General features: G+C 42.7%; 18 protein-coding genes. 6 read left to right on the plus strand and 12 right to left on the minus strand.

From position 1 onward, the window contains the following. Positions 1-350: 350 nt before the first annotated feature. The 5 genes from V7K21_RS16480 to V7K21_RS16500 all read right to left on the minus strand — a co-directional run bounded on the left by V7K21_RS16480 (position 351) and on the right by V7K21_RS16500 (position 4,920). Positions 351-1,403, minus strand: a complete 1,053-nt coding sequence (locus V7K21_RS16480; protein WP_335175976.1) for an aromatic ring-hydroxylating dioxygenase subunit alpha — start codon at positions 1,401-1,403, stop codon at positions 351-353. Between the two features lie 184 nt (positions 1,404-1,587). Next, entirely contained in the window at positions 1,588-2,025 is a 438-nt protein-coding gene (locus tag V7K21_RS16485; protein WP_335175977.1) for a secondary thiamine-phosphate synthase enzyme YjbQ, read from the minus strand. A 110-nt stretch (positions 2,026-2,135) separates the two neighbouring features. Further along, positions 2,136-3,305, minus strand: a complete 1,170-nt coding sequence (locus tag V7K21_RS16490) for a pyridoxal phosphate-dependent aminotransferase (protein WP_335175979.1) — start codon at positions 3,303-3,305, stop codon at positions 2,136-2,138. A 147-nt stretch (positions 3,306-3,452) separates the two neighbouring features. Beyond that, a complete protein-coding gene (locus V7K21_RS16495; protein WP_335115022.1) occupies positions 3,453-3,671 on the minus strand; it encodes a hypothetical protein in 219 nt (72 codons plus the stop codon). A gap of 292 nt (positions 3,672-3,963) precedes the next feature. After that, on the minus strand, positions 3,964-4,920 hold the full coding sequence (locus tag V7K21_RS16500; RefSeq protein ID WP_335175981.1) for an aldo/keto reductase: 957 nt from the start codon (positions 4,918-4,920) through the stop codon (positions 3,964-3,966). Between the two features lie 79 nt (positions 4,921-4,999). On the opposite strand from V7K21_RS16500, the gene V7K21_RS16505 reads away from it, so the two are divergent. Further along, the gene (locus V7K21_RS16505) at positions 5,000-5,596 is read left to right on the plus strand and encodes a DUF1802 family protein (RefSeq protein WP_335175983.1); all 597 of its coding nucleotides are present in this window, start codon (positions 5,000-5,002) and stop codon (positions 5,594-5,596) included. A 572-nt stretch (positions 5,597-6,168) separates the two neighbouring features. Then, positions 6,169-6,429 (plus strand): hypothetical protein, encoded by a 261-nt coding sequence (locus V7K21_RS16510; RefSeq protein WP_335175985.1) that lies wholly within the window; start codon positions 6,169-6,171, stop codon positions 6,427-6,429. A gap of 92 nt (positions 6,430-6,521) precedes the next feature. Here the strand turns inward: V7K21_RS16510 and ggt are convergent, their stop codons facing one another. Beyond that, positions 6,522-8,333, minus strand: a complete 1,812-nt coding sequence (ggt, locus tag V7K21_RS16515) for a gamma-glutamyltransferase (RefSeq protein ID WP_335175988.1) — start codon at positions 8,331-8,333, stop codon at positions 6,522-6,524. A 105-nt stretch (positions 8,334-8,438) separates the two neighbouring features. On the opposite strand from ggt, the gene V7K21_RS16520 reads away from it, so the two are divergent. Beyond that, complete coding sequence (locus V7K21_RS16520; RefSeq protein ID WP_442948895.1) at positions 8,439-9,179, plus strand: phytochelatin synthase family protein; 741 nt, start codon at positions 8,439-8,441, stop codon at positions 9,177-9,179. A gap of 92 nt (positions 9,180-9,271) precedes the next feature. Then, positions 9,272-9,898, plus strand: coding sequence for a Uma2 family endonuclease (locus tag V7K21_RS16525; protein WP_335176009.1), 627 nt, complete (start codon positions 9,272-9,274; stop codon positions 9,896-9,898). A 50-nt stretch (positions 9,899-9,948) separates the two neighbouring features. Here the strand turns inward: V7K21_RS16525 and V7K21_RS16530 are convergent, their stop codons facing one another. The 4 genes from V7K21_RS16530 to V7K21_RS16545 form a co-directional block, all read right to left on the minus strand. Beyond that, positions 9,949-10,863, minus strand: coding sequence for a glycine betaine ABC transporter substrate-binding protein (locus tag V7K21_RS16530; protein WP_335175992.1), 915 nt, complete (start codon positions 10,861-10,863; stop codon positions 9,949-9,951). A gap of 7 nt (positions 10,864-10,870) precedes the next feature. Next, positions 10,871-11,503, minus strand: coding sequence for an ABC transporter permease (locus tag V7K21_RS16535; RefSeq protein ID WP_335175994.1), 633 nt, complete (start codon positions 11,501-11,503; stop codon positions 10,871-10,873). Next, the gene (locus V7K21_RS16540; RefSeq protein ID WP_335175996.1) at positions 11,500-12,258 is read right to left on the minus strand and encodes an ATP-binding cassette domain-containing protein; all 759 of its coding nucleotides are present in this window, start codon (positions 12,256-12,258) and stop codon (positions 11,500-11,502) included. The genes V7K21_RS16535 and V7K21_RS16540 overlap by 4 nt, the downstream gene beginning before the upstream one ends. Before the next feature lie 325 nt (positions 12,259-12,583). Then, a complete protein-coding gene (locus V7K21_RS16545) occupies positions 12,584-12,979 on the minus strand; it encodes a hypothetical protein (protein ID WP_335175998.1) in 396 nt (131 codons plus the stop codon). Between the two features lie 653 nt (positions 12,980-13,632). Between V7K21_RS16545 and V7K21_RS16550 the strand changes: the two genes are divergently transcribed. After that, positions 13,633-14,505, plus strand: coding sequence for an Rpn family recombination-promoting nuclease/putative transposase (locus V7K21_RS16550; protein ID WP_335176000.1), 873 nt, complete (start codon positions 13,633-13,635; stop codon positions 14,503-14,505). Between the two features lie 115 nt (positions 14,506-14,620). Then, on the plus strand, positions 14,621-14,848 hold the full coding sequence (locus tag V7K21_RS16555) for an antitoxin (RefSeq protein WP_335176011.1): 228 nt from the start codon (positions 14,621-14,623) through the stop codon (positions 14,846-14,848). Between the two features lie 210 nt (positions 14,849-15,058). On the opposite strand, the gene V7K21_RS16560 is transcribed toward V7K21_RS16555, so the two are convergent. Next, a complete protein-coding gene (locus V7K21_RS16560; protein ID WP_335176002.1) occupies positions 15,059-18,526 on the minus strand; it encodes an NB-ARC domain-containing protein in 3,468 nt (1,155 codons plus the stop codon). A gap of 341 nt (positions 18,527-18,867) precedes the next feature. Then, complete coding sequence (locus V7K21_RS16565; RefSeq protein ID WP_335176005.1) at positions 18,868-19,053, minus strand: hypothetical protein; 186 nt, start codon at positions 19,051-19,053, stop codon at positions 18,868-18,870. Positions 19,054-19,342: the final 289 nt, after the last annotated feature.

Raw genomic sequence — 19,342 nt, forward strand, 5'->3', positions numbered from 1 at the left:
TCCCACCTTTATTGACTAGAGCGATAGTTGACTAAGTATTTGTTGACAAAACGAAATATTTTGTATTGGGTTAAAATGTCTATTTGAGGCTAAATTCTCAGTTTTGGTTTTTAGGCGATGTCTACGACGGGCTACGCCTACGCATTAGAACTTCAGTTGGACTGCCTCTTTAGGAAAATATATTCCCAATACGCAGTACCCAGTATTAGAGCGTCATTCATCAGTATTCTTGACGTGGCAACAGAAGTAAATCTGGCGTTGCAGACAGTGGGATGAATTTGGGCAAGCAGGAGAGATCAGCCTTAGTTGCTGCTACATCCCGCAAATATGCAACGCCGTAAATCTCAATTTTAAGCACGCCACCGGAGTATTTGACCCTTGACAGGGTTCACAAATTCTCGTCCTTCAGTGACAGACCGAGCATACTCCCGCTTTAACTGGTAGTACCACTGCGCCTGCATATCTGAGTCCTTAATCAGTCGCAGCACAGGATTATATTTCAGACCAATCTGCTGCTTTTCCACAACCGTTCGGTCTTGACCCAGAAAGGTTTGTGTTAGTACGTGCATCAATGGCTTGAAAAATCCTGCCCAAGGGAGTGTCCAGTAAAGAGCAAAAGTTACCTCGGTTTCTGTGTCTGAAATGGGTGTAACTGCCGTTAAATTAACGACTCGATGGTTGCCAATGGTAGTTTCTTCAATTCTGACTCCAGGTAAACGAAAAGAAATTTCCGTTTCCGGTATACCACCGCCAATCAGCCAATATAATCGACCTCCATTCGCTGGTAATCGGTGTCGTCGCATCGTGAAGCCGTAGGGCGAAGCGTCGAATTGCTTTACTTCCTCGTGCAGTTGCTCATTTCGCCACCACCAAGCACGATGAACATAGGGTGAATGAGCAGGGTCCATCAGACCTACTACTGCATGATCTACAAAACAGGGGAATTTCATGATCTCTACAAACTGTGGCGATCGCTCATCAAATCCTGGAATTACCGGAATCTCCATCTCAGAAGCAGGCTGAGGGTTATCCGGATCAGTCATATATATCCAGATATTCCCTTGGGCTTCCCGAATTGCATAGGACTGGACGTCGAAGCGACTCAAATCCATCTGCTGTTCTTCTACAAGAGACGGGATCGCAGTACAGCGCCCACCGGAGTTAAAGCGCCAACCGTGGTAGCAGCATTCCACTTCCTGCCCATCGAATCTACCACAACTTAAGGGCACGGCCCGATGAGGACATATGTCCCGCATAGCAGAGACTTTGCCATCCTGGTCACGGACTAGCAGCACCGGTTCTCCCAAGAAAATGCGGCTGATCATCATACCTGGCTTGATCTGATTACTAGGCAGAGCATAGTACCAAGTATTACGTAATACAAAGTTATCGTTATTTTTCATAGCTAATTGCGTCTGCCTTTGACACAACGAAAGTCCTGGTTTGTGGAAAGGAAGGTTATGCTTGAAAACATTCTTTCAGATTTTTAATTGCTGTAAGTAAATTCAACTGATACACTTGTTGGTCGTGTTCGTAATTCTCTCAGATTTGGGATAATCTGCGATCCGCTCCAGGTGTGAAGTTGCATTATTCGCCAGAAATTTGCACAAATACCGTTCTTTTGCGCGGCCCATCCAACTCAAAAAACAACACAGATTGCCAGGTTCCCAAAGCTAATTTACCATCCACAACGGGAATTATCTCACTAGTAGTCAGCATCATTGCCATTAAGTGAGAGTGAGCATTAATCGGCTCATCTTCCGGGACATCTCTTAAATGCAAGTCATTATGCAAGTAACGGTCTGATTCAGGTGCTAATTTTCGCAAGAACATTTTTATGTCTTCTAACAATCTGACTTCATTTTCATTGATAGCTAAAGCTGTTGTTGTGTGTCGAGAAAATACTAAAATTTGTCCATTTTTAATTGATGTTGAAGCCAGAAAGTCTTGAATTTGTGGTGTAACATTATAAATATTAATTTTTTGCTCAGTTTCAATTTCAATTAACTTATTAATAATTGGCATCTGTTCAATTTTATATTTGTAATTGCAAAAAAGGTACGCCAACACAGTTTAACGCCCTCATAAATTAAATATCAACTCCTGTACAGACGCGATTAATCGCGTCTCTACTCCTAACTCCTAACTATAGTTTCCAAACCTTGCACTAATCTTTCTATACCTTCTTTTGCCGTCTCTTTTTGTAGCGCCCCATAGGCAACGCGTAGGTAGCATCCATCATCCATACCAAAGGTTGTACCTGGAATGACTGCTACTTTATGTTCCTGGATTAGTCTTTTAACTAACTCAAAAGCATCCATCTGAGTATTAACCTTGAGGAAAAAATAGAAAGCGCCATTAGCGGGTGTAATGCTATATAAACCTTGTAAGCGGTTAAGGGAGTCTAATACTAATTGCCGCACTTGAGCGATCGCACCTATATTACTCTGCAAATACTCCGCTTTTGCTTGTAATGCCCCTAAAGCTGCATATTGAGAAATTACTGGCGGACAAATCAAAATCGTATCCTGGACTTTTTTAACAGCAACAAATAAGTGTTTGGGAATCACCATATAGCCAATGCGCCAACTGGCAAAACCGTATGCTTTGGAAAGGCTAAACAGAGAAATGGTGTACTTGCTACTATTCCCAAATGCACCAGGGGAAACGTGTTTTACCCCGTTATAGGTAAAGTATTCATAGGCTTCATCGCTGATATGGTAAATGCCGCGATCGCCACAAATTTGATTTACTTGGCGCAATGCTGCTTCTGAATAGACAACTCCAGTCGGATTATTCGGGGAAATTGTGACCACAGCCCGCGTTTTAGAAGTAATTGCTTTCGCTGTCGTTTCTGGACGCAATTGATAATTTTCATCCGTCGCCACTAACACTGCACGACAACCAGCCATTGCGATCGCCATTTCGTGGTTGAAATAGTAGGGCGTATTCAGAATAATTTCATCGCCTGGGTTAGTGATAGCAAGAATGGCATTCATAAATCCCATGTTGCTTCCCGCTGTCACGACGATGCAGTTTTCCCCATTGATTTCAATGTTGTTGAAAGCTTGCAATTTTCCTGCAAGTGCTGTCAACAATGGCGGAATTCCTTCAACTGATTTGTATAAATTATTAGTGGGTTCGACGAAGAATTTGGGTAAAAATTCTCTGGCTTCCGGTGGTGGGTTATAATAAACAACACCTTGTCCTAGAGAGATTGTTCCAGGGGAGTTTTTAATCAGTTCCCCAACCACAGGAATAATTGGCGACTGTACCGCCTGCATACGAGAGGTTAGGGATTCCATATTTCCTTACTACTTACCTAGCTTTAGTATCTCTTAATATGGAAGACATGGAAAGTTTCTCTGTGACAAACTCCCAGATTGATGCAAGCATACAGTGTGAGAGTCTGTCACCAAAATGATTAACCAGATTTGCGATTACCCAAAAATTTAGTCAATCGAAATCTGTTGAGGGCCACTTGCTTTGCCGTTATGTGCGTCTATTGTGGTGCTGGTGTAACTATTTGAGCGGATCTGTTGATCCAGCCAGCTTTTAACGGGATCGTCTGCAAGATTCAGCCGAAGCACACCAGAGAATAACCCACCCACAAATGAGACTGGATGCTGGATAAATTCTCTGAATATAGGTGACAATTCATTAATGAACATTAAAAGACTCCTGGCGGTGCCGTAAAAAATTATTACTTCTTAATTGATCGTAACCTGTTGAGCAATATATGGTTAGCGGTAGTGAAAGATACAAATTTTGTCTGCCATGAACTGAGAGTAAAGATGAAAGAAATAGCTAAATATTAGAATCGATTTTGAATGATCACAAATAATCGACGGTTCGTATTTGATACTAATGTGCTGATTATTACATTTTTGTTTAGTCAAAGTCAACTACGTATAGTGTCTCCAAAAGAGAGAGATTAGCATGGCTTACCAAACTGCATTATGATCAATTCCACATAATTGAACTGTTATCAAGATGGTCGGTGACAATACGGCCGATCGCATCAATCTCTGCCAATTGGGCAGCAGAAAGTTGAATTTGGGCGGCTAATGTGTTGTCTAGTGCTTGTTCGGGATAACGCGCTCCGGCGATGGCATTTGTTTGCGGTTGAGCAATTAACCAGGCTAAAGCTAACTGAGCAAGGGTACAATTATGAAGAAGGGCTATAGGACGCAGTTTTTCTAGCGCTTGTTGAGCATGTTCAAAGTTTTCGCCTTGAAACAGTTTATTTTTAGCACGGTTATCTGTTGGGTCAAATTTATGACCGAGAGCAAATTTTCCTGTTAACAACCCCTGTGCTAAAGGCGAATAAGCAAGGATAGAAATATTGTTTTCGATACAATAGGGTAATGCATCTTGTTCTACCTGTCTCCAGAATAAAGAATAAGGTGGTTGTAAACTATCAATACGTCCATAACTTGATGCTTCTGCTAATTGGGCGTGGGAAAAATTGGAAACACCAATCGCTCGAATTTTACCTTGCTGTTTGAGGAAGTTTAGAGCGCTCATAGTTTCTTCGATAGGTACTATTTCACTATTGAAAGCACCGGAGGGCCAATGTATTTGGTAAAGATCAATGTAATCAGTTTTCAGGTTAGTTAGGGAACGATCGCAAGCTTCAATCACTTGTTCATACTTGAGATGGTTAGCAAAAACTTTCGTGGCATACTCCACGCGAGTTCGCACATCAGATAAAGCTTCAGCGACAATTCGCTCAGAGTGTCCTTCACCATAAACTTCAGCAGTATCAATTGTGGTGATACCAGCTTCAAATGCGGCTCGGATGGTTTTAATCGAGTCAGCATCCTCAATTCCCACCCACATTTTTTTACCAGCTTGCCAAGTTCCCATAAGGATAGGTGTAATTTGGACTTCAGTCGTACCTAGCGCTCGCTTTTCCATAACTGCTTCCTAATTCATTTCCCTAGATAGTTTCACACTTTATCGGTTTTAGGTTGAAATTAAATCAGAGTTACAGTAGATGCTGATGGAATTGACTACAACTTTTCATGCTCTCAAAGAATGGGCAGTCGCCATAAATGCCTTGGAAAATGGCAAAACAATTATGTTGCTCCGCAAAGGCGGTATCCATGAACGAAATGGACATTTCCAAGTTGCCCACAAGCAAATTTTGCTTTACCCTACTTATGAACATCAACAAGCTTTCATGCTCAAAGCAGAGTATGCCAATAGTGTATATCCAGTAACATCAGGTTGGCATCCAGAGACAGTTCGCATCGGCAGTTGGGCTGAAATTACAGATATTTTGCCAGTTAGTGACGAATTTCTTGTCAACGCCTTGCTTCCCTTCCGTATTTGGAACGAGCATTTTATTAGCGATCGCCTCAAATGGAAACCACGCCAGCCGCTTTATATTCTCCTCCTGCGGACATATCAACTACCTGAACAAGAAATTCCCTACCACCCCAAATACGGCGGTTGCAAGTCATGGATTGATTTAGATCAACCAATTCACTTGCAAGGAGCAAAACCAGTTTTGTCTGACTTTGCATACACCCAATTAGTAGAGACAATTCGCCAGATTATCGGCGATAAGTTGTATGCTCCATCTTTCTAATAACCCAACTTGCTGCCTAGATCCCCGACTTCTTCAAGAAGTCGGGGATCTAAATCTAGGTTAAGTAACGCCATTCTACCCTACAGTTAATTTGATTTTTACTTGATAAATGATCTTGCTTCTAGATAAATACGGGATTGTGTATGGTCATCAAACGGACGATTCAAACAACAAGCATTGCTGTTAGATTTTATATTGTTTGCTCATAGTGTTTAATCAGCAGAATTTTAGAAATTATTTCTAAAATCTGCGCTTATGTAACCAGAAATACAAATAGTCGGATTGTAAGCTCTAGCTAAAATAGTAGTTATTGTTACACACACTCATTAAAAGCGCGGATAACATTAGAAAAATCTCCCCTAGAAGAAAGGTGAAAGAAAGCTGTTGATCTTTGTGTCCTACAGCAGCTTTCTCAGGGTATGACTTGTTAAGTAATTATCCTGTAGTGGATAGAACTTAATTACACTTTGTCTAAAGTATTAGGCAAAAAAGTACTCCACAAGGGTGATATTTAGCTTGACAAAAGTCTGCCATTATGCGTTAGTTATTAGCTCAAAGCAAAGGAGTTTGCAATGCATCGACAAATGTGCTGGTTATCTAAGTCTGGTGGTGACGGAGAGAAAATTTTGTATTTGCAGACAGAACCCAATCAGCCTTGGCGTCCCTACACAGCTTTTGGACATTTTGCAGTCCCAGATTATCAAATACCAGGTGGTTCTAAAGGTTGGGCAACTTATCAAAAACTTCTCAAAGCAGGTTGGACACTAGTACCTAGCACACGGGCAAACGAGTTTGGCGGCAGCTACGCAGAGTCAACAGCTCAAAATCAATAGAGAGACGCGATTAATCGCGTCTGTACAGGAGTTAAGAGTAGAGACGCGATTAATCGCGTCTGTACAAGGAGTCATTATTCTCCTTATCTGGCTCACAATCCTTTTGGGGAACCTTCACCGCGAGGATCAGCCGCCCCTTCTAAAGTTCCATCAGCTGTAACAGCGATCGCGTTACCATTACCCCAAGGAGTAGTTTCCTTAATTTTGTGTCCTCGACGGCGTAAGTCTTGCACAGTGAGAGCATCCAAACCCCAAGATTCCACGCGCAATTCATCGGGAAGCCATTGATGATGTATGCGTGGAACAGAAACAGCCGCACCAACATCCATGTTGTATTCCAGCACATTCAGGATCACTTGTAAAACCTGGGTGATAATGGTGCTACCACCAGGCGCACCTGCTGCCATGCGGAAATGACCATTTTCTGTGACAATTGTGGGAGTCATGCTGGATAGAGGAGTTTTACGGGGGGCAATGCTGTTGGCATCGTTACCAACCAAACCAAAGGCATTAGGCACTCCTGGCGCAGAAGCAAAATCATCCATCTCATTGTTGAGGACAATTCCAGTTCCCGGTGTCACCACACTAGCACCAAAAATCAGATTAACCGTGAAAGTCAGACTCACGGCGTTGCGTTCTTCATCCACAACAGTAAGATGAGTGGTTTGGGGAGATTCATACCGAGTGGCGTGCATTTTCAGAGATTGAGCAGATAACGGAATGATATTTTCTCCTAAACTCTGATTATTAGCTTGACTAAAACGTTGTAGTGTCTCTTTATCTACTGGCTTGACCTCGGTCGAGGGTCGAGCCACTTGCATATTAATTTCTTGACGGCGTTTTTTGGCGTAAGCTAGACTAAGCAGTTCTTGTACAGGGACTTTGACAAAATCTGGATCGCCTAAATATTCTGAGCGATCGGCGTAAGCAATCTTCATTGCCTCTACCATTAAATGTATAGCATCGGGATGATGCCATCCTAAAGATTTTAAATCAGTGTCACCGATAATATTTAAAATCTGCAATAGATGAACACCTCCCGATGATGGTGGTGGCATTGAGCAAATTTTAGCTTTACGAAAATTGCCACAAACGGGAGTGCGCCAGATTGGTTTATAGGCTTTCAGGTCTTCTAGAGTAATTAAACCACCATTTTTTCTCATATCAGAAGCGATCGCCCGAGCAATACTTCCGGTGTAAAAACTTTGGGGATTTTGGGCAATTGCTGTTAAGGTGCGGGCCAAATCACTCTGCACTAGCTTGTCCCCAGATTTGTAAAATTCGCCGTTGCGAGTGAAAATTTCCCGCGCTGCTGGATTGTTGAGAATTGCTTGCTTGCGAGAGTCGTTGGTTTGCAGAGAACGCCAAGTTTCCCCAGTACGAAGAATAAAGCCAGATGCAGCGAGTGCGATCGCAGGCTTCACCACCTCTTGCCAAGGTAGCTTACCATAGCGACGATGCACTTCATAAAGTCCCGCTACCGTTCCTGGTGTGCCTACTGCTAAATAACCATTGATACTTGCATTCGGACGCACCTTTCCTTCTGCATCCAGATACATATTTTTTGTAGCTTTCAGGGGTGCGCGTTCGCGAAAATCTAGCGCTTTCATCTCCCCAGTTTTCTCAGAATGCATCAGCAAAAATCCGCCGCCGCCGATTCCTGCCGAAAAAGGCTCAACTACCGAGATTGCAAAGGTTGTGGCTACAGCTGCATCTACTGCATTACCACCTTTGCGTAACATCAAAATTCCCGCTTCACTTGCTAGGGGATGGGCCGAAACTACCATTCCCTTTTTGCTGCGTAGGGGTAAAGTTAAGGCGGCTGATGCAACTTGGCTATAAAGTAAGACGCTGAAGGAAAATATTACCAGCGCAACTCGCTTTGGTTTGACGACAGTAAGCATTTTTAGTTTAGTTATTGAGGCGATACAATTTTTTACTAAAATATTATACTTGTTTAGCATCTTGGTGTGAGATTATTTATATGATTTAAGAAATCTACAGTCCTCATGAATGCTATGTTAATCAAAACAAGTAAGACATTTTTAAAAGCTTTAACTATTGGATTATGTATTTCTAGCGGAAGCGTTCTCTCTCAGACATTACCGCTTTCCTCTAACTTAGTAGGTTTTAATACGCCTGAAGGTGAAAAATTATTATTTCAGAGCAAATCAAAAGAAGACTTCTTTCCACTGAGTATGCAGTTCACCACTCAAAATAATCAAGCATATTGTGGTGTTGCTAGTATGGTTATGATCCTGAATAGTCTACAAATTCCAGCACCAGAAGTACCCCAGTACAAGCCATATCGAGTATTTACTCAAGAAAACTTTTTTAGCAATGATAATACAAAAAAAGTGTTAACATCTGAAACTGTGTCTCATCAAGGTATGACTCTAGACCAGTTAGGGAAATTACTAGCCAGCTACGGCGTTAAAGTTAATGTTTACCACGCTGCTGACACTAGTTTAGAGGAGTTCCGCAAACAAGCAGCAGAAAATTTAAAACAACCGCAGAATTTTATTTTAGTAAACTATTTACGCAAAGAAATTGGTCAAGAGAAAGGTGGGCATATTTCTCCTTTAGCAGCATATAATGAGCAAACAGATAGATTTTTAATTCTTGATGTTTCTCGTTACAAGTATCCACCAGTTTGGGTAAAAACAACAGATTTATGGAAAGCAATGCTCACAAATGATCCCTCATCAAATAAAAGCCGTGGCTTTGTATTTGTAAGCAAAAGCCCTTGATATAACAATCTGTTCATTGAATTTATGAATTCTCTAACCGCCCATCCTCCATGTAAACAATGCGATCGGCAACATCTAAAATGTCAGCTAATATGGATACCGTAATTACCCCAGAAAGAATTGAGTTGCCACCTGGCGCGGTGTTGAAACTGTTGGGAGACTGGCAAAACTATCAAGTATTGAGTCAGCAACTAGGCGATCGCTCCTCGCCTCGGATAAAATATCGACCTGGAGAGATTTTGCTGATGGCACCTCTACCTGAGCATGGAAGAGATGCGAGCTTGCTAGCAGATATTGCCAAGGTTTTGCTGGATCGTTTGGAGCAAAGATATGACTCATTTACGCCCATTACCATGAACTTGCCAGAGATTAGTGGTATTGAACCAGACTATTGCTTTTACATTGAAAATTGGAGAGCAGTAGTAGGCAAAAAAAGAATGGATTGGCAATCAGCACCACCAGATTTAGCAATTGAAATAGATGTTACAAGCTACACCAATATTAATGATTACTTGCCTTCTCGAGTGCCAGAGGTGTGGATATTAAAAAGTAATCGGTTATTAATTTATAGATTGCTCTTAGAAAGTTATGTGCTTACAGAAAGCAGCTACTTTCCTAATGTCAGAGAAATTGTGCAGCAATGCCTCCAAATTGCAAACGAGCAAACAACAAGTGAGATCATTAGCTGGTTAAAGAACTTTTTGCGTGGACAACAGTAGACAGACGTTAATGGGGAAACAGGAAACTGGTATAAGCGATCGCTCCTCGTCTATCCTTGAGATGAACCTAGTCCCTTGGACTTACGAAACTCTTGGACAACATCTTTAATATTACGTAATTCCCCCTCAACTAAATAGTTTAATTGTCGCATTTCATCTGCCGAAATCTTTCCGGCAAGTGAGGCGATCGCTTTTCTTAATTCGGGATATTTTTTTAAAGTTTCTTGTCGAACAATTGGTGTAGCTTCATAAGGAGGAAAATATTTTTTATCGTCCTTGAGTACAACTAAACCCAAGCGAGCAATCTGTCCGTCAGTGGAATTACCTGCTACCATATCCACCTGTTTTTGAATCAAAGCACGATATATTAAACCCAAGTCCATAATTTGGGGTGGTTTAGCAAAACGTAAATCGTAAGTTTTCGCTAATCCGGGAAAACCATCTTCCCGTTCTAAAAATTCGTAGCCAAAACCGCCACGCCACTGCGGTGTATATTCAGTAGCTTGGGAGAGAGTTTGAATATTGTAGCGTTTGGCATCATTACCCCGGACAATCATCGCAAAAGTGTTTTCAAAACCCAAGCTTGGCATCACTTCCAGATTGAATTGCTGGGCATATGCTTGTTTTAATCTTTGATAAACTTCTTTAGGATCATTAACTGCTTTTTGCTTCAGAATTCCAGTAAAAGCTGTGCCTGTATACTCAATATATGCGTCAATTTTGCCAGCAGTAATAGCGCTATGACAAACAAAAGAACCACCCAGACGGGGGCGACGAGCTACTTTTAAATTAGTTGTTGTCTCAATTTGCTGTGCTAGAAGTTCACCCAAAATATCTTGTTCAGTAAAATCTTTGGAAGCAATGATAATATTGCCATCGCTGCTACTATTTAAATTCGGCGTGCAGCTAGTGATTACCAGTAACAAAGCAAAAGTTAAAAAGCACAATGCTAAAAATCTTTTCATTATTAGCTTAATTTTTAATTTTTAATTTATTCTCTAACCAGCCAATTGCAAAGTCAGCCAGTAATGCAATTCCCGCCGCCGGAACTGCACCAGCTAAAATTAACTGATCATTCACTACTGATATGCCGCGGAAAATAAACACTCCTAAACCACCTGCACCAATTGCTGCTGCAATGGTTGCAATCCCAATGGCAATTACCGTTGCTACCCGTACTCCTGCTAAAATCACTCCCATTGCCAAGGGAATTTCAACTTGCAATAACAATTGTCTATCTGTCATCCCCATCCCTCTGCCAGCTTCTTGAATAGCTGGATCGACGCCAGTAATCCCTGTGTAAGTATTACGAATTATTGGCAGCAAGGAATATACAATCAGGGCAACAATTGCTGGTACTGCGCCAATTCCGCCAATTATAGGAACCGGAATCAGTAAGCCAAACAGTGCCAAACTAGGAATAGTTTGCAAAATATTTGCTATGCCGAGAATTGGTTGGCGAAGATAGGTTTTGCGTGTAATCAAAATACCTAAAGGAATGCCTACAAGTATGGCAATTCCGATCGCTATTCCTACCAAAAATAAGTGTTCTAGAGTATGCTGAAGAATTTCTGGGGCATACTTAACGAGGAAGAAATTTTTCATAAGTTGTCTTGGAAGGAACGCAGACATTGAAGAAAAGCTAGGCTTTCTGGGTGTTGCGATCGCATAAATTCATCTGTTGTCCCCAATACTACCAATTCTCCCCCATACATTAAACCAATTCTCGATGCCAAAACCAAGGCTTCTTGAATATCGTGGGTGACAAACACAACTGTCTTGCCTAACTCTTGCTGCAAACGCCGAAACTCTTGTTGAAGTTCTAGCCGCGTAATTGGATCGAGTGCGCCAAAGGGTTCATCCATCAACAACACTGGCGGATCTGCTGCTAAAGCCCTCGCTACACCGACTCTTTGCCTTTGTCCTCCCGAAAGTTCGTGCGGGTAACGCCCTGCGAATTGTGCTGGTTCTAAACCTACTATTTGCAACAATTCATAAACCCGCGTTTTTATTTGTTTCGGTTGCCAACCTTCCAAAGCCGGGACTAAACCCACATTGCGTTCTACAGTGAAATGGGGAAATAAACCAATTTCTTGAATTACGTAACCAATTTTTCGCCGCAGTTTAATTTCATCCCATTCAGTTGTGGGAATGCCATTAAAGAAAACTTCGCCTTGTGTGGGTGTAAATAGGCGATTAATTAACTTCATTGTTGTGGTTTTGCCACTTCCACTGCGTCCGAGTAATACGAGTGCTTCTCCTTGGTGAATGGTGAAATTGAGATTTGACACCAAGGGGCGATGATTGCGGCTAAAGGTGACATCACGGAATTCGACGGCAGTTTGGTTATTTTGCGGCATGAGTAGCTTTCGGTGGACGCTAGCTTGTTACTGGCTATATGTATTATGTGCTGATTTTGCTAGCGTGCTAACGCCTAATTTGTCTTTCCTAATTGGTTTAGAGGATTTTAGTATATAGTAATCCTAAATCATTTGTGAAATTTTCTCTTCTTACACTTTGCACCCTTTGCAGTAGCTTACGGCAAGCCGCTTTGCGTCTACGTTAAAAAAATAATTTTTACAACTCAGATAGAATTTATATATGTAAAGTGCGTTATGGCCTTAGCCTAACGCACCACAATAGCTCATAAAAACGGTGCGTTAGCCTTTGGCATAACACACCCTACTATGCAGTTTTAGCATTTTCATCTAAGACTTGTTCTGCAACATTTTTCAAGCGGCTCGACCTGATTTTGCGGGCGCGATCGCTATTGCGAACACCACCCGCCATCTCATATTCGCGGCTGTCTTTGCCATACTTGATAGCAACCACCATTAGCATCTTCTCAGAAAGCTGACTCAAGTTTTTTTCCATCTCTTCAATTTCAGTTATAGAAGAGTCAACCACAGACAGAGCGGTATTATAAACATCAATTTTGTTACGTAACTGGTCAATTGACTCAATCAGTTTTTCTAGACTATAATCTTCATCATATTTGATGTTTGGAACAATCGATTTCAGTCCAGCGGATCTTAACTGAGCTTTTTCTAAAACGCGGGATGTACGTTTTTGACGAGACATAAATTTATTCCTTTAAAATGCTTATCTAGCTAGCTTGCCTTAATGAAACCGCATTCCGGTTCAGCATAACTCGCAATTTTTCTCATAATATTTTTAGGTGATACCAGTAATTTTTCGGTATTTAATCATCAGATGTTGATTTTTGTACAAATAATTGTCTAAGTTTCATAAAAGTTTTAAGGAAGACCACTCCCGGCGCGAGGCAGACCGCTCCCGGCGCGAGGCAGACCGCTCCCGGCGCGAGTCAGACCGCTCCCGGCGCGAGTCAGACCGCTCCCGGCGCGAGGCAGACCGCTCCCGGCGCGAGGCAGACCGCTCCCGGCGCGAGGCAGACCGCTCCCGGCGCGAGGCAGACCGCTCCCGTCACGAGTCAGACCGCTCGCGTTTGTTGGGGAGTGCGTAGAGGCAAAGCGATTTCTTGTTAGATATCGCTGCGTAGGCAGAGCAACAACTTAGGCGATCGCAGTTTATAGAAGGGTGATCGCTTAGTATTCTGTAGGAAAAACCAATATAGGCGATCGCAATTTGTGAGAGATGGTGTGATCGTTTATTGTGGAAGGGCGATCGCCATTACCATACGAAGTTAGAACTTTCAAAATCACTCAAGATTTCTATGGTAGTGTGGACTCGGTTCAGCAAAATAAGAATACTTCATGCGGCGAGACTCGATATTTTACAAACTATTTCAACAATCTCCCACGTTATTATTTGAATTATTGACCAATCCGCCGACAAATGCTAAGTCCTATCGATTTGACTCAGTAGCAGTCAAAGAACCCAAATTTGAAATAGACGGCGTATTTCTCCCACCAGAAAATGCAGGTGCAGGAGTAGTGTATTTTTGTGAAGTGCAATTCCAGAAAGATGAACAGCTTTACGAAAGAGTATTTGCTGAGTCATCACTATATTTTTACCGCAACCGTGAAAGATTTAGCGATTGGCAAGTAGTCATAATTTACCCATCTCGCAGTCTGGAACAAAGCCAGATTCATCCCCATCGCTCATTTCTCAATGGCGAACAAGTGCATCGAATATATTTAGATGAATTGGGGGATATTCGTACCTTACCTTTATGGGTAGCGCTGATGGTATTAACGACAGTAACAGAAGAACAAGCACCAGAACAAGCCAGGTATTTATTAACCAGAACTCGGCAAGAACTATCATCACCCACAAGTCGCGCCATAATAGAGATGATCACAACGATTATGGTGTACAAGTTTGAGCAATTAAGTAGAAGGGAGGTAGAGTCGATGCTGGGAATCACACTCAAGGAAACGCGAGTTTATCGGGAAATTAAGCAAGAAGGACGCGAGGAAGGGCGCGAAGAAGGACGCGAAGAAGGGCGCGAGGAAGCAACAGTTAATCTAGTTAACCGACAGCTAAAAAAGCGATTTGGTGAACTGACTCCAGAAATGCGTTCCGCCATCACTGGTTTACCTTTACCTGTTCTGGAAGACTTGAGTGAAGCACTGTTAGATTTTACCAGTGTGGCTGATTTGCAGTCGTGGTTAGCAGGGCGATAAGCCCGCTCTTATGTAGGTGTTGCTGAGATAGAAGCGATCGCATTGCTTAACTTTTAGATAGTCGCTTACATCTATAGTTTAACGATGAGCAACTGCAATGCCGAAAAGTAATATCATGAACACCGCCAAACTCAGCACTGATGGCACTCACCAAGTTGTTATTTTGCCCGAAGATTTTCAACTTACTGGCACAGAAGTTTATATCAAAAAAATTGGTAACGCGATCGTTCTCATTGCCAAAGATAACCCCTGGCGATCGCTCATCGACAGTTTAGACAATTTCTGTGATGATTTTATGACTAATAGCGATCGCCCACTCATGGACACCAGAGAGAGTTTGTAAATGCGATACGTGCTTGATGGTTGAGTAGCTGTAAAAGGCGATCGCACTTCGCTTAAAACTATAGATCCTGCATCCCCTTATACCAATTTGTCAAAATCAGGCTACAGATGCAAGTTAAATCTAACTCTCTTAAATTACGAATTACGAACTTGTACTGAGCGTAGCCGAAGTATTACGAACCTGTGCTGAGCGACGCCGAAGCATTACAAATTATTTCCACCATCGCCCCACATCCTCAATCGCACGAGCAATTTCTACCGTTGCTGTTTCGCCACCTAATGCAAAGATAACTGGAAACAATGCTTTGATATCTTGCAGCAAATCAGGGCGAGTGCGAAGAGATAGCTCATGAAGTGTATCTTGCCAAAGGGGGAAAAGTTCCGTAGATGGCATTTGTGACAAACTCTCAGCTAAGGCACTCAAGGCATCGGCACGATTCAACTCATCCTGAATCGCCCTGGCAGCAGCAAGGGCTTCTGGCAATACCTCTGGCAGTTTATCGGCTAATGCTCTCAGGGCATTGACGCGAAGTATCTCATCCGGAATTGCCTTGGCGGCTTCGAGCGCTTCTGGCAATACCTCTGGCAGTTTATCGGCTAATGCACTCAGGGCTAAGGCGCGATAATACTTAGACTCAATTGCTTTAGCAGCGGAGAGTGCTTTTAGCAACAACTCTGGTGGTAGTTTGTCGGCTAATGCTCTCAGGGCATTGGCGCGAAATCTCTCATCCGGAATTGCCGTGGCGGCTTCGAGTGCTTTTGGCAACAACTCTGGCTGTTTGTCGGCTAATGCTCTCAGGGCATGGGCGCGAGATATCTCATCCGGAATTGGCGTGGCGGCTTCAAGTGCTTCTGGCAATAACTCTGGTGATAGTTTGTCGGCTAAGGCGCGATATGTCTTGTGCTGAATTGCCGTGGCGGTTTCGAGTGCTTCTGGCAATACCTCTGGCAGTTTGTCGGCTAATGCTCTGAGGGCATCGGTGCGAAATGTCTCATCCGAAATTGCCCTGGCGGCTTCGAGTGCTTCTGGCAACAACTCTGGTGGTAGTTTGTCGAGGGCATCGGCGCGAAATGTCTCATCCGGAATTGTCCTGGCGGCTTCGAGTGCTTCTGGCAACAACTCTGGTGGCAGTTTGTCGAGGGCATCGGCGCGAAATGTCTCATCCGGAATTGCCCTGGCGGCTTCGAGTGCTTCTGGCAACAACTCTGGCAGTTTATCGGCTAATGCACTCAGGGCTAAGGCGCGATAATACTCAGACTCAATTGCCCTGGCGGCTTCGAGTGCTTCTGGCAACAACTCTGGTGGCAGTTTGTCGGCTAATGCTCTCAGGGCTAAGGCGCAATAATACTCAGACTCAATTGCCCTGGCGGCTTCGAGTGCTTCTGGCAATACCTCTGGCAGTTTATCGGCTAATGCTCTCAGGGCTAAGGCGCGATAATACTTAGACTCAATTGCCCTGGCGGCTTCGAGTGCTTCTGGCAATACCTCTGGCAGTTTATCGGCTAATGCTCTCAGGGCTAAGGCGCGAGATATCTCATCCGGAATTGCCCTGGCGGCTTCGAGTGCCTTTTGCAGTGCTAAGTCTTGAAGATTTGGTGGCAAATAGTTGACTAGTTCTGTCAGCGAGTTAACTTTCTGATTGAGATCTGGGTTTTGTAGAGCGTAAGCTAGTCCTTGTTCAGGAGTCCAGAAATTGTTTTTTACTAATGCAATCAGCAGTTCTACTGATACATTAGCTGCCAGACTATTAAGAGAAGCCGTAATCAAAGCATAACGACACTGCAAACCGACCACTTGAGGCAGAGTTGATTCATTCCAATTCGCTTCCGCTAATTCCCAAGCACGAGAAATATCTGTGATGTAACCCGCAGTTTGTCCTAATTTTTCTTGAACTTCAGACCAGCCATTATTGCCAATTGCAGACTCTTCCCTCAATAACTGGTGAATCTTTTCAAACTGTCCAGCTTTCTCCAAATGCCAAACTAAATGCTGATGAATATAACCATTATCAGGCAAACTATGCCATAAATTATTTTCGGTTTTCTGCCGATATTTCTCCAACAAAACAGCGTGAGCATCAGCAAGATTGAAACCCAACCCAGCCAAATCTCCTGGGCGCTTTGGCGTAGAGGGAGCAGTTAACAAATTACATGCTAAGTCGTGAAATAAGTCATGTAAACGATAGCTGGGTGTTCCATTTACAGAGACTCCGGGCAATAGTAGCGCTTTATCCGACAAATATTGCAATGTATCAGAGGCATCGCGCTCATCGTCAATATCCCAAAGTGTTGCTACCATTTTGGGAGTAATGCTGACATCTTCAGGTAATACCCCCAGCCAACTAAAATTTTGTCTTTCCTCTTCTGGCAATAGCTTGATACTCAAATTTAATGATGCAGTTAGGCTGAGGCGTTTTAAGCTGGCTTCATCAGTAGCATCTCTGGCTCCAGCTAGGTTAAATGATTTTAATCGGGCAATCTCTAGCCGAATATCTTGTAAGAATACTGTCCAAGAAGATGTACCATTGGCAACCTGAATTGCTGCCAATTCCAATGCCAAAGGCAGATAACCAACAGCTTGGGCTAAATTTTCCGCCGACTCACGCTCTGCAACTGTAATCTCTCGTCCTAATCTATTCTTCAGCAGTTCCATCGCCTGGGCTGCCGTCATCACATCCAGATTATAAAGCCTAGCTCCCAGAGCATAGGCAATTGTGCCATCACGGGTAGTTACCAAAACTTGACAACGCGCACCACCAACATTAAACGCTTGTGCATCTTTTGTATTCCATGCATCGTCCACCACTAGCAGCACAGCTTTGTCATAAAGCAGAGTCCGCAGATGCATGGAAGTTGCTTCTACACTGATAGGCTTAAAGCTATAGTCTCCTAGTGCCTGCACCCAGCCAGTAAGTAAAGAAAGCACATCTGGTTGTTGACCTAAAGTTGCCCAAAGAATACCATCACAAAAGTGATTTTGTACGTCTACATCATGGGCTAAAGCTATTGCTAAAGTAGATTTGCCCACAGAACCTAAGCCGTGAATGGCAGTAATTACCAAAGTGCGACTATCAGACGATGAACCGTTGAGGAGACGAGTCTTTAAATCTTCGCTGTATTCTGGACGTTCTACAAAGTGTGTAGGTAAGGGTGGGGCTTGAAATATGTTTGCGTGATCTAACCCTCTAACTCTCTTCCCTCGTAGGGAAGGGGAAAAATTCAAAGCCAAAGCCTCTCTCACTGTGGGGGAGAGATTTGGAGAGGGATTTTCTGCTTTCGATTTTTTTGGTCTGTTATTTTCCCATGCCTCATCAAACCGTTTAAGGTTTTTTTCCCTATCCCTTGACCATAGCTTGAGTGTAAAGTGCCAGTCATTAGAACCTTGAGTGTGGAGACGGTTATCTTCCAGAATTTTCAAGAAGTCTTTCAGAAAATTCAGCGCTTCTCGAATTTGCACTTTGGTTAACTTACCAGGATATTTATCTTTTTGTGTCAGTAACTCTAAATTGACTAGCGTTGTCTGTATGATCAGTATAGGATTAGTACTGTCTTCATCTTTCCAATAGTACTCAATTTTAAAGTTGTTATCCTCAAATTCTCCATCAGCAAAACAAAGCAACGCCTCTAGTAGACGCCTGACTCGTTTTTTAGGTTCAGGGCCGTAAGTTTGTCGTGGCATTACATCTAAGAAATTGAGTAAACAGTTTGGGGCTACCCCATATTTATAATCTACCCCAAACTCCTCTCATCTAATTAAAGCAAGCTTTTTAGAAAAATAAAAAAAACTTGCTTTGGGTCACCACCCCAAATTAATACTGTATATATCGCAAAGACTTCAGTATTTAAAAGTCGATTGTGTAACTCAAAAAGCAGTGGAGACATCCAGATAAAATGCAGTTAACGACAAAAAAATTGGAAGAGTTGGTAGCTCTTCCAATACAGTCAGCTAGTTAAATAGACCCAATTCTAGTTGATATAGTGCTTGTTAGTCCTTTGTTTTTTTGTCTTCTGCGTCTCCACTTATTCCTCCTTTGCTATTTTTTTATCGTCTTCTTCTTTCTTCGGCTTGATGTTGATACCTTCGATTAAGGCAATAATTGTTGGATAAATGTAAGGTTGGTTTGGATCGACCTTACCTAAGGTAATACCAACAATAAGGTAAAAAGCTAATAATGCCCTTAGGCAGTTAGCCACGGTCTCTAACACGCTATTTCCTCCTTACGATAAAGAGCTTCTGACTTAGGTTCTGAAGTAAGAGCCAATTATAGTCAGTCAGGAGAGGCGGAACAAGTTGTGTCACACAGATGATATGGGCACAGCTTGGTTTGCCTGTTAAGAGCATAACCGTTCTTCAAGACCTTTGCTGAAAATAAAGGTGTCTATGACTTTTTCCGAAACAGTTCGTAACTGCCCAGGTAGGAATGTCAGGAATATTCCCATGAGGGAAGAAAGATGGTAGTGTTCAAGCATGAATCCAGAAGAAAAAGATCAAAAA

Origin of the sequence: Nostoc sp., assembly GCF_036919595.1 — a bacterium.
In the GTDB taxonomy this organism is placed as follows: domain Bacteria; phylum Cyanobacteriota; class Cyanobacteriia; order Cyanobacteriales; family Nostocaceae; genus Nostoc.

Bases quoted from the DNA above. Each gene is read 5' to 3' on its own strand.
- V7K21_RS16510 (WP_335175985.1), top strand. From the start codon at position 6,169: ATGCATCGACAAATGTGCTGGTTATCTAAGTCTGGTGGTGACGGAGAG.
- V7K21_RS16500 (WP_335175981.1), bottom strand. From the start codon at position 4,920: ATGGAAAAGCGAGCGCTAGGTACGACTGAAGTCCAAATTACACCTATC.
- V7K21_RS16485 (WP_335175977.1), bottom strand. From the start codon at position 2,025: ATGCCAATTATTAATAAGTTAATTGAAATTGAAACTGAGCAAAAAATT.
- V7K21_RS16520 (WP_442948895.1), top strand. From the start codon at position 8,439: ATGAATGCTATGTTAATCAAAACAAGTAAGACATTTTTAAAAGCTTTA.
- V7K21_RS16525 (WP_335176009.1), top strand. From the start codon at position 9,272: ATGGATACCGTAATTACCCCAGAAAGAATTGAGTTGCCACCTGGCGCG.
- ggt (WP_335175988.1), bottom strand. From the start codon at position 8,333: ATGCTTACTGTCGTCAAACCAAAGCGAGTTGCGCTGGTAATATTTTCC.
- V7K21_RS16480 (WP_335175976.1), bottom strand. From the start codon at position 1,403: ATGAAAAATAACGATAACTTTGTATTACGTAATACTTGGTACTATGCT.
- V7K21_RS16540 (WP_335175996.1), bottom strand. From the start codon at position 12,258: ATGCCGCAAAATAACCAAACTGCCGTCGAATTCCGTGATGTCACCTTT.
- V7K21_RS16545 (WP_335175998.1), bottom strand. From the start codon at position 12,979: ATGTCTCGTCAAAAACGTACATCCCGCGTTTTAGAAAAAGCTCAGTTA.
- V7K21_RS16530 (WP_335175992.1), bottom strand. From the start codon at position 10,863: ATGAAAAGATTTTTAGCATTGTGCTTTTTAACTTTTGCTTTGTTACTG.
- V7K21_RS16490 (WP_335175979.1), bottom strand. From the start codon at position 3,305: ATGGAATCCCTAACCTCTCGTATGCAGGCGGTACAGTCGCCAATTATT.
- V7K21_RS16495 (WP_335115022.1), bottom strand. From the start codon at position 3,671: ATGTTCATTAATGAATTGTCACCTATATTCAGAGAATTTATCCAGCAT.
- V7K21_RS16560 (WP_335176002.1), bottom strand. From the start codon at position 18,526: ATGCCACGACAAACTTACGGCCCTGAACCTAAAAAACGAGTCAGGCGT.
- V7K21_RS16535 (WP_335175994.1), bottom strand. From the start codon at position 11,503: ATGAAAAATTTCTTCCTCGTTAAGTATGCCCCAGAAATTCTTCAGCAT.
- V7K21_RS16505 (WP_335175983.1), top strand. From the start codon at position 5,000: ATGCTGATGGAATTGACTACAACTTTTCATGCTCTCAAAGAATGGGCA.
- V7K21_RS16555 (WP_335176011.1), top strand. From the start codon at position 14,621: ATGAACACCGCCAAACTCAGCACTGATGGCACTCACCAAGTTGTTATT.
- V7K21_RS16550 (WP_335176000.1), top strand. From the start codon at position 13,633: ATGCGGCGAGACTCGATATTTTACAAACTATTTCAACAATCTCCCACG.